General features: G+C 31.3%; 16 protein-coding genes and 1 pseudogene. 10 read left to right on the top strand and 7 right to left on the bottom strand.

The annotated features are described in order from the left end of the window. Positions 1–280 precede the first annotated feature (280 nt). Complete coding sequence (locus CD034_RS02825; RefSeq protein WP_002455546.1) at positions 281–883, bottom strand: peptidylprolyl isomerase; 603 nt, start codon at positions 881–883, stop codon at positions 281–283. 68 nt (positions 884–951) lie between these two features. Between CD034_RS02825 and kapB the strand changes: the two genes are divergently transcribed. The 9 genes from kapB (at position 952) to CD034_RS02780 (ending at position 8494) form a co-directional block, all read left to right on the top strand. Then, positions 952–1332 carry a sporulation phosphorelay system protein KapB gene (gene kapB / locus CD034_RS02820; RefSeq protein WP_002455547.1) on the top strand — a complete coding sequence of 127 codons (381 nt, stop codon included), beginning with the start codon at positions 952–954 and terminating at the stop codon, positions 1330–1332. A gap of 132 nt (positions 1333–1464) precedes the next feature. After that, complete coding sequence (locus CD034_RS02815; RefSeq protein WP_103288101.1) at positions 1465–3867, top strand: Na+/H+ antiporter subunit A; 2403 nt, start codon at positions 1465–1467, stop codon at positions 3865–3867. Further along, a complete protein-coding gene (locus CD034_RS02810; RefSeq protein WP_002448028.1) occupies positions 3860–4288 on the top strand; it encodes a Na(+)/H(+) antiporter subunit B in 429 nt (142 codons plus the stop codon). Before CD034_RS02815 ends, CD034_RS02810 begins: the two co-directional genes overlap by 8 nt. Next, on the top strand, positions 4288–4635 hold the full coding sequence (gene mnhC1, locus CD034_RS02805) for a Na+/H+ antiporter Mnh1 subunit C (RefSeq protein ID WP_002448250.1): 348 nt from the start codon (positions 4288–4290) through the stop codon (positions 4633–4635). Before CD034_RS02810 ends, mnhC1 begins: the two co-directional genes overlap by 1 nt. Further along, on the top strand, positions 4622–6121 hold the full coding sequence (locus CD034_RS02800; RefSeq protein WP_002455550.1) for a Na+/H+ antiporter subunit D: 1500 nt from the start codon (positions 4622–4624) through the stop codon (positions 6119–6121). The genes mnhC1 and CD034_RS02800 overlap by 14 nt, the downstream gene beginning before the upstream one ends. Further along, complete coding sequence (locus CD034_RS02795; protein WP_002448220.1) at positions 6121–6600, top strand: Na+/H+ antiporter subunit E; 480 nt, start codon at positions 6121–6123, stop codon at positions 6598–6600. Before CD034_RS02800 ends, CD034_RS02795 begins: the two co-directional genes overlap by 1 nt. Then, complete coding sequence (locus CD034_RS02790; RefSeq protein WP_002448178.1) at positions 6600–6890, top strand: Na(+)/H(+) antiporter subunit F1; 291 nt, start codon at positions 6600–6602, stop codon at positions 6888–6890. Before CD034_RS02795 ends, CD034_RS02790 begins: the two co-directional genes overlap by 1 nt. Beyond that, a complete protein-coding gene (locus CD034_RS02785; protein WP_002448137.1) occupies positions 6868–7224 on the top strand; it encodes a Na+/H+ antiporter subunit G1 in 357 nt (118 codons plus the stop codon). The genes CD034_RS02790 and CD034_RS02785 overlap by 23 nt, the downstream gene beginning before the upstream one ends. 109 nt (positions 7225–7333) lie before the next feature. Further along, complete coding sequence (locus tag CD034_RS02780) at positions 7334–8494, top strand: NAD(P)-binding domain-containing protein (protein ID WP_002455551.1); 1161 nt, start codon at positions 7334–7336, stop codon at positions 8492–8494. Between the two features lie 56 nt (positions 8495–8550). Here CD034_RS02780 and CD034_RS02775 read toward each other — a convergent pair whose 3' ends face one another. From CD034_RS02775 to CD034_RS02750, 6 genes are all read right to left on the bottom strand, one after another. Further along, positions 8551–8925 carry a PaaI family thioesterase gene (locus tag CD034_RS02775; RefSeq protein WP_002455552.1) on the bottom strand — a complete coding sequence of 125 codons (375 nt, stop codon included), beginning with the start codon at positions 8923–8925 and terminating at the stop codon, positions 8551–8553. An 18-nt stretch (positions 8926–8943) separates the two neighbouring features. Beyond that, a complete protein-coding gene (locus CD034_RS02770; RefSeq protein ID WP_103288100.1) occupies positions 8944–10263 on the bottom strand; it encodes a Na+/H+ antiporter family protein in 1320 nt (439 codons plus the stop codon). A 204-nt stretch (positions 10264–10467) separates the two neighbouring features. After that, positions 10468–11946, bottom strand: coding sequence for a M17 family metallopeptidase (locus tag CD034_RS02765; RefSeq protein WP_002455554.1), 1479 nt, complete (start codon positions 11944–11946; stop codon positions 10468–10470). Positions 11947–12045: 99 nt separating this feature from the next. After that, positions 12046–13254, bottom strand: coding sequence for an NAD(P)/FAD-dependent oxidoreductase (locus CD034_RS02760; protein WP_002455555.1), 1209 nt, complete (start codon positions 13252–13254; stop codon positions 12046–12048). 327 nt (positions 13255–13581) lie between these two features. Continuing rightward, positions 13582–13941 (bottom strand): HesB/IscA family protein, encoded by a 360-nt coding sequence (locus tag CD034_RS02755; protein ID WP_002448110.1) that lies wholly within the window; start codon positions 13939–13941, stop codon positions 13582–13584. Positions 13942–13953: 12 nt separating this feature from the next. Beyond that, complete coding sequence (locus CD034_RS02750) at positions 13954–14199, bottom strand: YuzB family protein (protein WP_002448156.1); 246 nt, start codon at positions 14197–14199, stop codon at positions 13954–13956. Between the two features lie 313 nt (positions 14200–14512). Here CD034_RS02750 and CD034_RS11365 point away from each other — a divergent pair. Next, positions 14513–14806: pseudogene (locus CD034_RS11365) on the top strand (NAD(P)/FAD-dependent oxidoreductase); the annotation flags it as partial.

Raw genomic sequence — 14806 nt, 5'->3', positions numbered from 1 at the left:
ATTCCAGTCACACGCACTTTAATATGCTGACCTTCTTTATAGTGAGTATTCAACTTGATAACCCCTTATTTCGTTTTTTTTAACATATTAATAATAGCATAAATCCCATACTTGGACTAATGATAAACTAATAAAAAATTAATTTCTTTAGAAATTTATATTTCTTCTTCCTAAATTTACATTAAAAAGTTCGTTTTTAATAAAAAAAGATGAGCGTAAATGTCTTATTTAAAACAGTTTATGCTCACCTATTTTTATTTAATGATATTTCATTGACGAGTTAAGCTTTTTTGTCTTCTACATCAATCGATTCAATAACAACATCATGTACGGGCTTATCTTGTGCCCCTACTTTAGTATTTGCAATATCTTCTAATGTAGTTTCACCATCGATTAATTGACCAAACACAGTATGTTTTTGATCTAACCAAGGTGTTCCACCTTTGTCTGCATAAGCTTTAGCAATTGGTTCAGGCCAACCGCCATCAACAAGCTGATTAAGCATTGTATCTGGTACTTCTTTCATTTGAACGACAAAGAATTGTGAACCATTTGTATTTGGACCAGCATTTGCCATTGAAAGTGCACCATATAAATTAAATGCTTCTAATGAAAACTCATCCTCAAATGAACCTCCATAAATACTTTCTCCTCCCATACCAGTAGCAGTAGGATCTCCACCTTGAATCATAAAATCATTAATGACACGATGGAATGTAATGCCGTCATAATATCCATTTTTTGCATGTGTCACAAAATTTTCAACTGTTTTTGGAGCAATCTCAGGAAATAGTTTAAATGTCATATCTCCTTTATTTGTATGCATGATTACTTTAATTTCATTATCTTGTATTTCTTTATTTAACTGTGGATAGTTAGTCATTTAAATTCTCCATTCATGTTATGATGATATAGATACATAATAACATATTTGAAAGGAAGTAATATAGCATGTTATATCGATTCTCTCATAAGACAGGTGCCTATGGTGTAACGATTAAAGAAGATAGCGATCATCAAGTTTTAGTACAAATTGAACAAGTCATTAAACATCCTAAACAAGGAGATTTACATCATCCTGGTGAAACTGAAGGTGTTTTTTTTCATGAAAGACGTGCTTTAAGCCATTATGAAAAACGTTATGCAACACGTTCACAATTGAGAGATTTTAATGTAGAAGAAATGAAATATGAAGATTCTTTACAACAAGCGATTACTAAAATGGAAAACGAATTAAAACAACAACACACAGAATACGCAAAATTGGCATTAGACAATTTAAATAGTCTAAAAAAAGACTATTCTATCCAATATAAACAAAATTTTTTCTAGTCCATTTTACGTCTTTCTTCCTATTTAACAAGATAAGTAAAATTGCTGACTTTACATCTTTTCACAGTTTTTCAGAATAAATTGATTCATGTATAATAAAATTTATAACAATTTTTGAAGGAGGAAAATATAGTGAGTTTGATACATATTGCGGTACTTTTACCGTTAATATTCGCACTCATTATTCCAATCCTTTATCGTTTCTTTAAAAAGATTCATTTAGGATGGTTTGTATTACCTGTTCCTGTTGTCTTATTTATTTATTTTTTAACTTATATTTCAACTACTCAGTCAGGTAATACAGTAATAAAAACTTTCAATTGGATGCCACATATTGGCATGAATTTTGATATTTATCTTGATGGCTTAAGTATACTCTTTAGTTTGCTTATAACTGGCATTGGAAGTTTAGTAGTTCTTTATTCAATCGGTTATTTAGATAAATCTGAACGATTAGGGAATTTTTACTGTTATTTATTACTGTTTATGGGTGCAATGTTAGGCGTCGTACTCTCAGATAACATCATTATCTTATATCTATTCTGGGAATTAACTTCATTCTCAAGTTTTTTACTCATTTCTTTTTGGAGAGAAAAGAAGGCTTCTATATATGGAGCACAAAAGTCACTGATTATTACTGTATTTGGAGGACTTAGTTTACTTGGCGGATTAATCTTAATTTCACTTGCAGGACAATCATTAAGTCTACATTATTTAATCCATCATGTATCTCAAATACAAGACAGTTCTTTCTTTACACTTGCAATGGTTTTAATTATGTTAGCAGCTTTCACAAAATCTGCACAAGTGCCATTTTACATTTGGTTACCTGATGCAATGGAGGCACCTACTCCTGTCAGTGCATATTTACATTCAGCCACGATGGTTAAAGCAGGGTTATATCTTGTTGCACGTTTAACCCCATTATTCGCGGTATCAGAAGGATGGATATGGACTATTACTTTAGTAGGTTTAATCACACTATTTTGGGCTTCATTAAATGCAACGAAACAACAAGATTTGAAAGGTATTCTAGCGTTTTCTACAGTTTCACAATTGGGAATGATTATGTCTATGCTAGGTATTGGAGCTATAAGTTATCATTTTGAAGGTAGTGAAAGTCAATTATATATCGCTGGTTTTACAGCAGCTGCTTTCCACTTAATTAACCATGCTACCTTTAAAGGCGCATTATTTATGATTACAGGTGCCATTGATCATGTGACAGGCACACGTGATGTAAAAAAACTGGGCGGTTTACTTACTATCATGCCAATTTCTTTTACTCTTACTGTAATTACAGCATTAAGTATGGCAGGTGTGCCACCATTTAATGGTTTCTTATCAAAAGAAAAATTCTTAGAGGCTATGATAGAAGCTACACACGCACCTCTATTTAGTTTAAATACTCTAGGTATTATTTTTCCAATTTTAGCGATTGTAGGTAGTATATTTACATTTGTATATTCAATTAAATTCGTACTACATGTATTCTTTGGTAAATATCATTCTGATTTATTACCTAAAAAAGCACATGAAGCATCATTATTAATGTTAATTTCACCAGCAATTCTAGCAACGCTAGTTGTTGTTTTTGGACTATTCCCTGGACTATTAACACATTCTATAATCGAACCAGCTACTAAAGCCATAAGTGGAATATCAACCATACATGCAGAATTCCATATGTTCCATGGTATTACTCCTGCGTTCATCTCTACTTTAACGATTTGGATTGTAGGTATTATCTTATTATTTACGTTCAATTACTGGATTCGTTTATTAAAAGCACAACCAGACAACTTAAAATTAAATTATTGGTATGATACTACTGGCAAATGGTTACCAAATCATTCCGCTTCTCTAACTAATTATTATGTTAATGGGTATGTACGTGACAGTTTAGTCTTTATTTTTGGTACATTAATTGTGTTAACACTCATCACATTAGTGAGTGTACCGTTTAGCTTTAATTTTAAAAATATAAATACAATTCACATCTATGAAATGATTATTATCATAATACTTACTATCTCAGCGTTCTTAGTTGTTACAGCAACATCTCGTTTATTTAGTATTATTATGCTTAGTGTTGTTGGCTATGCAGTATCGGTTTTATTTGTTTTCTTTAAGGCACCTGATTTAGCTTTAACACAATTTGTTGTTGAGTCTATCTCAACGGGTCTATTTCTATTATGTTTCTATCACTTGCCTAACTTAAATCGCTATAATGAAAAAACATCATTTAAATTAACGAATGCTATCATCTCTATTGGTGTTGGTTTGGCAGTGACAATGTTAGGTCTTATCGCTTATGGTAATAGACATTTTTCTTCTATCGGAGAGTATTACAAGGCACATGTTTATGACTTAGCACATGGTAAAAATATGGTTAACGTTATTCTCGTAGACTTCCGTGGAATGGATACCTTATTTGAATCTTCTGTATTAGGTATTGCAGGTCTTGCAGTTTACACGATGATTAAATTACGAAGTAAACGTAACAAAACAAGTGAGGTGGAAAGCAATGAATAGACAAAATAACAATTTAATGTTTCAGTATTCAGCTGTAATTATTGCTTTCTTAATTGCTCTTTTTGGTATTACTTTATTTTTAGCAGGACATTACACACCAGGTGGAGGATTTGTTGGTGGATTGCTTCTATCAACCGCTTTAACCATTATTATGATTGCATTTGATATAAAAACAATGCGTAAAATCTTTCCTTGGGATTTTAAAATCTTAATTGGTATTGGTTTATTATTCTGTGTAAGTACGCCTATAGCAAGTTGGTTTTACGGAAAAAATTTCTTTACACATACAGAATTTAATATTCCATTACCACTTCTACACCCTGTTCATATGAATACACCAATGTTCTTCGACTTTGGCGTTATGTGTGCAGTAATTGGTACAGTAATGACTATTATTATAACGATTGGAGAGAACGAATAGTGGAAATTATTATGATTATTGTATGTGGCATACTTACATCAATCAGTGTCTATCTCGTTTTATCTAAAAGTTTAATACGTATTATTATGGGAACTACGCTGATTACACATGCATCAAATTTATTTTTAATTACTATGGGAGGATTGAAACATGGTGAAATGCCAATATATGAAAAAGATATTCATCACTATGTAGATCCAATCCCTCATGCATTAATACTTACTGCAATTGTTATTGCATTTGCAACTACTGCTTTTTTCTTAGTCTTAGCTTTTAGAACGTATAAAGAATTAGGCACAGACAACATAGAACAAATGAAAGGAGTGCCTAGTGATGATAGCAACTAATATGGTTGTTCTTACATTAGTTATACCAATTATTACCGCTATTATTCTTATCTTTTTAGGACAACGCTATCCATTAAAGCGTGCGGTTACATTGATAGGTTTAGTTTTAACTTTGATTGTAGCGATGGTTAATTTAATTAATGTTAGTAAATTTGGTCCTCTTAAAGTAGAATTAGGTTCTTGGCCAGCCCCATATGGTATTATCTTTTTATTAGATACGTTAGGGGCAATGTTGATTGTAACGAGTATTATCATTACTCTGCTCATTACGATCTATTCTTTTTCAACTGCCGGAATCGATAGAGAGCGTTATTATTTTCATTTTTCAATTGTCTTTATGTTAGTGGGTATTATTGGTGCTTTCACTACTGGAGATATTTTTAACCTTTTCGTATTCTTTGAAGTCTTTTTAATGTCATCTTATGCATTGCTTGTATTAGGTGGTACACGTATTCAACTTCAAGAAACAGTAAAATATTTACTGATTAATGTTGTAACATCGACATTTTTCGTTATTGCTGTTGGTATCTTATATTCAATTGTCGGCACTTTAAATATGGCTGACATTAGCGTAAAACTTAATGAATTATCTCATTCACATCAAGGATTATTAAGTATTGTCTTTATTTTGTTCATCTTTGTGTTTGCAACTAAAGCTGGTGTCTTTCCATTATATGTTTGGTTACCTGGATCATATTATGCGCCACCTTTTGCTATCATTGCATTCTTCGGTGCTTTATTAACTAAAGTTGGCGTCTATGCTATTTTAAGAACACTTAGTCTTTTCTTCCATAACACAATGAGTTTTTCTCACTATACTATTTTGTTCTTAGCACTATTAACGATTATATTTGGATCCATCGGTGCCATTGCTTATTATGATATTAAAAAAATTATTTTATATAATATTATGATTGCAGTAGGTGTCATACTCGTTGGTGTTGCTATGATGAGTAAATTAGGAATTATAGGTGCTATATATTATACCATTCACGATATGTTAGTTAAGAGTGCACTTTTCTTAATTATTGGTGTCATGTATCAAATTACCAAAACATCAAATCTTAAGTCATTCGGTGGTTTAATTAAGACATATCCTATACTTGGTTGGTCTTTCTTTATTGCAGCTTTAAGCTTGGCTGGTATTCCCCCATTTAGTGGATTTTATGGAAAATACTTTATTGTAAAAGCCGCTTTTGAAAAAGGATTTTATATCAGTGCAATTATCGTATTACTTTCAAGTTTAATCGTACTCTATTCTGTGATTCGTATTTTCCTACATGGTTTCTTTGGTGAACCTAAGGGATATAAAATGAATAACAAAGTAAATGTAAAACAAGCTACAATCGTTTCAGTAATTGCCGTTGTCATTACTGTACTATTTGGTTTATCTGCTGATGCACTTTATCCATTTATATCAGAAGCTGCTAAATCTTTCTATGATCCTAATGTTTATATTAAAAGTGTATTAGGAGGTAGATACTAATGGCTCTTCAATTTGTGTTAAATATTATATTAGCTATTATATGGATGTTTTTAAGTGGCAGTTATACATTTAATAACTTTTTACTAGGATTTTTAATAGGAATTGGGCTTGTTTACTTATTTAAAAAAGTATTGCCTGGTAGTTTTTATTTAAAAAGAGTTTATAAAGTCATTAAATTGATTGTTGTCTTTTTTATAGAATTAATGAAAGCCAATATTGATGTATCCAAAATTGTGTTACAGCCAAGACTTAAAAATCAACCTGGCTTCTTTATTTATCACACAGATTTAAAACATGATTGGCAAATTGTTTTATTATCTAATTTAATCACTTTAACACCAGGAACTGTCGTTTTAGGTATTAGTGATGATAGAACTAAAATATACATTCACTCAATTGATTTTAGTACGAAAGAAGAAGAAGTTGAAAGTATTAAATCATCACTTGAAAAAGTAGTGAGAGAGGTGGGCGAAGCTTAATGGTAAAAACAATTATTATTATTGCTTTAATTGTCGTAGTATTATCGATGCTAGCAATGTTTATTCGTATTATTAAAGGTCCCACTTTACCTGATCGCGTCCTTGCATTAGACGCTATTGGCTTACAATTGATGGCGTGTGTTGCATTATATAGTGTGTTTATCGGCTCACAATACTTACTTGTAGTTATTTTACTTATTGGTATTTTAGCTTTCTTAGGTACAGCAGTATTCTCTAAATTTATAGATAAAGGTAAGGTGATTGAACGTGATAGCAAAAATCGTCATTAGTTTAGCCATCATTTTCATTATCTTAGGTGCATTGATCAGTGCAATTACTGCTATTGGTATTATTCGTTTAAAAGATGTCTATTCACGCGGTCATGCTGCAGGTAAATCTGCAACATTAGGTGCTATATTTTTATTATTTGGAACGTTTTTATATTTTATTGGAACAGAAGGATACGCCAATATGCAACTGATATTCGGCATTATTTTCATTTTAATTACTGGCCCTCTTTCTAGTCATTTAATGATGAAAGCATCATATAATAATAAAACGCCTTATACTAAAGATACAAAAATTGATGAACTTAAAGATGAATTTAATAATAAAAAAATATAATTTGATAAAAATCGAGGTACTTTCTTAAAGTGCTTCGATTTTTTGTTTTGAAAAAGATAGTTTTATGTTATTATAAATCGTAATAATTACGTTTTGAAGGAGTTTTATTATGCATTGGACTATTATTGGTGGCGGTATACAAGGAACCACTATAGCAATTAAGTTACGTGAAGCAGGAATATCCATCCAAAATCTTACAATTATCGATCCTCATGATTCTTTATGCGAACAATTTCATAAATACACAAATAGAATTGATATGTCTTACTTACGTTCACCTATTGTACATCATATTCATCCTGACCCATTTCATTTAAAAAAATTTGCAAAAATGAATCAGTATATTAATCCAACTTTTGATCGTTATCAAAGACCTCAAACAGAGATGTTTATGGATCACACATATGCTCAAATACATAACTATCATCTAAATCAATGTCATATTCAAAGTTATGTTCAACGCATTGAAAAAAAACAAAGAAAATGGAGTATTACAACAAGTCATCATTCTGTCATTCAAACTGATTGTGTTGTTTTAGCACAAGGATGTCATAATGAGCCTTTTATCCCTTCCGCATTTACTCAAGCTAAAGACGTATGTCATATATTTAGTGACCATTTTAATTCTCAATTATTTTCACAATCATCTCATGTCATTGGAAGTGGTATTTCAGCTGCTCATTTAACATTAAAGCTTTTAAAATTAGATAAAAATAAAATCGTTCATTTATGGATGAATAAAAATATAGATATTCAACATTTTGATGCCGATCCTGGTTGGCTAGGTCCTAAAAAAATGAAGGCCTTTTTAAATCATTCTTCACATGAAGAGAAACTTCAAACAGTGTTAAAAGAAAGACATAAAGGTTCAATGCCTCGCGAGTTATATTTACGTTTAAAGAAATATGTTCAAAATAAAAGACTTATCATCCATAAAGAAGAGATTAAGGACTTAAAATCGCATCAAATTGTTACTGAAAATTTAAATATCCCATATGATTACATTCTTTTAGCAACTGGATTTAAGTCTTCAATTTTTCAGCAACCCATGATACAATCTCTAATTCAAAATGCTAACGCCCCCCTCCTATCTTGTGGATTTCCAAACATCACACATGAATTAGAATGGTTACCTCATTTATTTGTTGCTGGTGGACTAGCTGATTTAGAACTTGGTCCATTTGCTAGAAATATCATGGGAGGTAAAGAAGCAGCTCAAAGAATTTATAGCGTATTTCAAAGAATAGATCACCATAGAGAAGTATCATAAATATAAAATACTAGCCCGTAGATGAATATTTCTACGGGCTAGTATTTTATAATTTGTTATTTTAATGGTTTAATCCCTATTGTACCTCTCATGATACTAATTAATTTATCTTGCTCACTTTTAATTTCAATATTCCATACTTGTGTCGTATGACCTTTATGAATAATAGAAGCGGTAGCAATCACGCGTCCCTCTTTTACTGAGTGAATATGATTGGCATTCATTTCTAAACCTAATGGGATAAAGTGTTTCGTATCAATTAAATGAGCAGCGCCTAATGAACAAGCTGTTTCACCTAATGCAATACTTGCACCACCATGTAGATAGCCAAAGGGTTGTTTAACCTTATCAGTGACTGGCATAGAAATTACAACTATTCCCTCATCTACTGTTTCGATTTTCATATCAAATGTTTCAAGTAAATTAGACATGTTGTCACCTCTTTTTTTCTATAATACCATTGCAGCTATTGTACCAAAAATCATCAATGGAACATTATAGAAAAGGAAGTTAGGTATACATGTATCTCTAATGTGATCATGTTGACCATCTACATTAAGACCTGCTGTGGGTCCAAGTGTTGAATCACTTGCTGGTGAACCAGAATCTCCAAGTGCAGCAGCTGTTCCTACTAAAGCAATTAATGCCATATTATCTAAACCAAGAGATGAACCTAGTGGTATAAATAAAGCTGCAATAATTGGAATCGTAGCAAAAGATGATCCAATGCCTAACGTAACAATAAGGCCGACAATATACATTGCAATAATAGTAATTAACTTATGTCCATTTGTAATCTCAGTTAAACTAGAAACTAATTTTTCAATATCACCAGTAGCATTCATGACACCGGCAAAACCGTTAGCTGATAAAATAACGACACCAATAAATGACATTATTTTTATTCCTTCTACAAATTGGCTATCTAATTCATTCCATTTATAAATACCAGAAATAAAGAATATCAGCACTCCTGCTAATGCTCCAAAAATCATTGAATCCGTAAATGTTTGAACTAAGAAAGTAGCGAAAATAGCAACAATCGTAATAACTAATACATATGGCCGAATTTCTGCTACTTCTTCTCCATTATCTTTCAATCTCTCTTGCTTATATTCACGTGGTTTACGATAAACAAACAATCCAATAACTAAACCGACAATATAACCAAGTGAAGGAATTAACATTGCTTTCCAAATCATATTAAATTCGATAGGATGATGCGCTTTTTGAAATCCGCTTTGTATAATTTGGTGGAAAATCTGTCCAAAGCCATAAGGTAGTAAAACATATGGCCAACATAAACCAAATCCTATAACTAAACCAATTAATCGTCTATCAATTTTCAGATCGTTAAATAGACTAAGTAATGGTGGAATTACAATTGGTATAAATGCAATATGTACTGGAATTAAGTTCTGACTCATAATACTCATTGCTAGTAATACTAAAATAATAATCACTTTTACTTTAATCCTTGATAAGCGACTATTCTCAGTATGAATCGCACGAATAATTTTATTTACTAAATAATCTGTGATGCCACTATACGATATCAGTGCTGCAAAGCCCCCTAATAAAGCGTAACTTAATGCCACTTCCGAACCATCTACAATATTTTTACCGAATACACTAATTACTTTGTTTAAACTCATGCCAGATATTAGACCACCTACAAGTGAACTAATAAATAAACTAATGATAACATTCAGCCTTAAGATACATAATATAATCATTAATATTACAGCAATAACTACAGCATTAAACATTATACTCACATCCTTTATTACTCTACCGAACTAAAGTGTATAATTATGTGATTAATAATATCAAGTAGTCAGGCGGTTGTCAACGCCTAATATAATAGTATTTTAAAAATGTTTTAAAAAAATAAACGTCTAAGGTATCAATTTACCTCAGACATTTATCTATTTTGTCTCAAAATGAATGTATATTCATTTCTAATATCTATTCTATTTTGATTGTCGTAACCAATTCACTATGGTCATTATCATGCTTCCTGTCGGACCTTTAGGACCTTTATAGTTATCTTTATTAATCGTCGCAGGACCTGCAATATCAAAATGAATATGTGGCGTTTGCCCACTAAAATGCGTAACGAAAGCTGCAGCAAATAAGGCTTTACCTTGTCCATTTGTATGATTCACTAAATCAGCGACATCTGTATTACGAATCAATTGTTGTTCAGTTTGAGTAATAGGCAATTCAAAAGCGAATTCATCAACTTCTCTAGCACTTTCTAAAATGTGTTTCATATCTTCATCTGCATTCGAACTAAATAAAGCCGCCTTATCTTCTCCTAATGCCGCTATAGCAGCACCTGTAAGAGTAGCAAAATCACATATTAAACGTGGTTGAAATTGATTTGCATAAAATACGCCGTCTCCTAAAACTAAACGACCTTCAGCATCGCTATTTAAAACTTCTACTGTTTCACCATTTAAGGCAGTATATACATCATCTGGTTTCATAGCCTGTTGACTAATCATATTTTCTGCAGAGACAATGACACCTACAATATTTACTGGTAAAGATAATTTAGACGCAGCATCAATCATTCCTACAACATTAGCAGCACCACACATATCAAATTTCATTGTTTGCATCCCCATTTTAGATTTGATGCTATAACCACCAGAATCATATGTAATCCCTTTCCCAACTAATGCAATAGGCGCTTCATTTTTATCTGTTCCATGATACGTTAAAGTAATAACAACAGGAGGGTGAGTGGATCCTTTACCTACAGCATGTAGTAAACCAAAACCTTCTGATAACAATGTGTCATTATTTTTAATATCTACTGAAACAGAAGACGATTTAAAGTGATGTGCTACTTTATTTGCAAAGTATTCTGGAGTAAGTATATTGGGAGGCATATTACTAAAGTCACGTGCTATATTCACCGATTCACCAATTAAATATCCTGCTTTTATATTTTTTATATCCTCATCACTATTAGATGATTCTATATATAATTCCAGTTGATATGGTGTGGATTTGTTAGATTTATAGTTGTTAAATTCATAAATCGATTGTCTACTTTGTAATCCAAAAATCTCTGCAATACTTGTTTTGTCAATTTGTTTTGAATTAAATGTCTCAAAAAGAACATTGGCTTCTGTAACACGTTCTTTTTTTAGATATTGAAAAAGTGTACCAAACACTTTTAAAAATGAAGCATAAGATAATGTTTTCAAATTTCCTAGTCCAACCGTAATTAAACGTTTAGGTTCATTATTTATGTATAAAATAGTCGAAGATGTTTTTCCTAATTGACTACTTACAATATGACGATGTCGGTCATTTTCAATAGTTTGTGTAAGGTCACTATTTTGATACGTGATCTTTCCAATTTGATTAAGATGATCAGGTACTCCTAGAATAATAACGTCGGTCATTTTATTCGAATCATAATTAAAATGTATCATATAACTCTCCTTTAAAATAAAGGAGTGAGATATTGAAATCTATTTTGCTTCACAGATTTCTGTCTCACTCCTTAATGATTAAATATTTAATTTATTAACTTAGAATTTACCTTTTTTAAATGCTAAGCCAACGCCACCCATTTTGAATACAGCACGTGTATCAATCACTTTTTTCATGAACGCAGCTTTTTTACCAGTAATGTCTCTACCAAACACATGACCTACACCATCATGTGAACCTAAAGAACAAACTGTACCACGATCAATATATTCGAAATCAGTTGTAGCTTGGCCATTTAAGATATTTTCAATATTTTTAGCAACATGCGCACCTTGTTGCATAGCAATTTGAGCAGTTGTTGGTAATGGACGTTCCTCACCTGCTGGGATAAACGCAGAAACATCACCAATAACGAAGATATCATCATGACCATCGATTGTTAAATCTTGTTTAGTTACGATACGACCACGTTTTACACCTTCGAATGATTCTTCCATAAGTTGACTACCGCGAACTCCAGCAGCCCACACTGCAGTATTGGCTTCAAGTTGTTGTTCTTGATCATTTGTTTTAACTTTGAAACCTTTTTCATTACAAGCAACGATTGGCGTACCAATTTTAAATTCAACGCCACGTTCTTCTAAATAATTTACTACATAATTTACAAGATTTTCTGAGAACATTGGTAAAATTTTAGGCATAGCTTCAACACATGTAATTCTAACTTTATTTTGATCTACGCCATATTTATTACATAATTCAGGAATTCTATCTGTTAATTCACCTAAGAATTCAATACCTGTAAATCCAGCGCCACCTACTAAAATTGCTAAATCATTTTCATCTTTCTCTTTTGATGCAGCGTAGTTAGCAAATTTATCTTCAATATGACGAGATAATTCGCGAGCAGTATGAATATTTTCAATTTGGAATGCATGTTCTTTCATTCCGTTAATACCGAATGTTTCACTTTCAAATCCTAAAGCAACAACTAAAATATCATATTCAAAAATACCGTGAGTAGTTTCTACTTTTTTAGCATTTCTATCAATTTTAGTTACTTCTGCATTAATGAAGTTGACTTTATTTTTGTCAATTACACTTTCAATTGGATAAATTAAATCTTCATAATTTAACGTACCAGCTGACGCTTCGTGTAACCAAGTTGCTTCATAATGATATTTGTTTTTGTTAACTAAAGTGATTTCTGCTTCATTTGCAGATATTTCTTTTTGTAATTTAGTAACTGCTTGTAAACCTGCATATCCTGCGCCTAATACAAGTACTTTTTTACGATTTTGTGCCATTTCATTCACCTAAGCTTTCGTATTTTTTCTTAAATGTAGATAAAGGCTACAAGTTTCAGAACATGTTGAAACATAGCATTTTTATAATACAATAGTATTGTAAAAATACTAATTGTTTCGAAAAACTTTGAACTTAACCTATTTGTTCATCCCCATTTATAGTCTTAGTCAACACTTTTATATCCATTTTGTAAACATTTATTCACAAAAAAGACAAAATTTAATCCACTTCCAATTTTATAGTTTTTATATTATATTTTCAAGCAACAACAGAACGATTATTTAAATTTATTATTACTATATTGTATTAACTTAAGAATATGAAACTTAACAATTTTCAGGATGTCCAGCTACTTTTGCTGTTCTAAAAGAACTGCCGCATCCGCATGATGCAATTGCATTTGGATTGTCGATTTGGAATCCACCACCCATTAGTGATTGTTTAAAATCAATTTTAGTGCCATTCAGTACGGGAGCATCATCTTTATCTACTAAAACTTTTAATCCATAATATTCTAATACTTCATCATTTGATCCTGGAGCTTCTTCTGCAGACATACCATATGTTAAACCTGTACATCCGCCACCATTCACTTTAATTTTTAAATAACCGTTTTCCATATGATTACTTTTCAACATGTCTTTTACTTCATAAGCTGCTGCTTCAGTAAGTGTTACTGTTGGCATTTCTAATCACTCCTATAATAAGTTTGTAAAATCATTTTCTTCTATGTGTTTATAAATATTGTTTAACAAATCTTCAGGTGTATCCCCTTCTACGACTTCTCCATCTACCAATGCATATAACCCAGAAGAACATAAACCACAATTATTGAGACATCCATATTCTAACACATCTACTTCAGGATCACTTTCAAGTTTATCGTAAACGTAGTCTCCGCCTTTGGCCATATTCGATATACAGAATTCGACTAATGGAAACATACTTCACCTTCTTTTTAATTTAATTACATTATTATAACAAATCTCCTTATATGTTGCATTGCTATGGTTTTTAACTATTTGTATTTTACAATAACATTTTACATTCATTTGTCGTTATTATTAAAAACATATATAATAAAATTATATTAATCTTTCATTTATTTGTTAGGGGACAATAAATGAAAAATAAGCGTTAAAATAGGCTGAATCACTTAATATTGAACCTATACTTTATTTATACAATCTGAAATTATAAAGGTCTGACATTCATAATACATAACCAATTGATTTTAATGTAAAGGGGTAACATAATATGAAAAATTTAGTTCTACTTGGTGGAGGATATGGTAATATGCGTATTATGTCGCGCATTCTTCCAGATGTTCTTCCTCAAGAATACACATTAACTCTTATAGATCGAATGCCGTTTCATGGTTTAAAACCTGAATTCTATGCACTCGCTGCAGGCACAAAATCTGATAGTGATGTGCGAATGAATTTTCCTAATTCACATCGTGTAAATACAATTTATGGAGAAATAAGTGATATTGACTTAGATAACCAAATTATTTCGGTAGGACAAACTAAAGTAGATTATAATGAGTTG

Source organism: Staphylococcus hominis subsp. hominis, from assembly GCF_002901845.1.
Classification (GTDB): domain Bacteria; phylum Bacillota; class Bacilli; order Staphylococcales; family Staphylococcaceae; genus Staphylococcus; species Staphylococcus hominis.
This window is presented reverse-complemented; position numbering and strand designations above follow the sequence as displayed.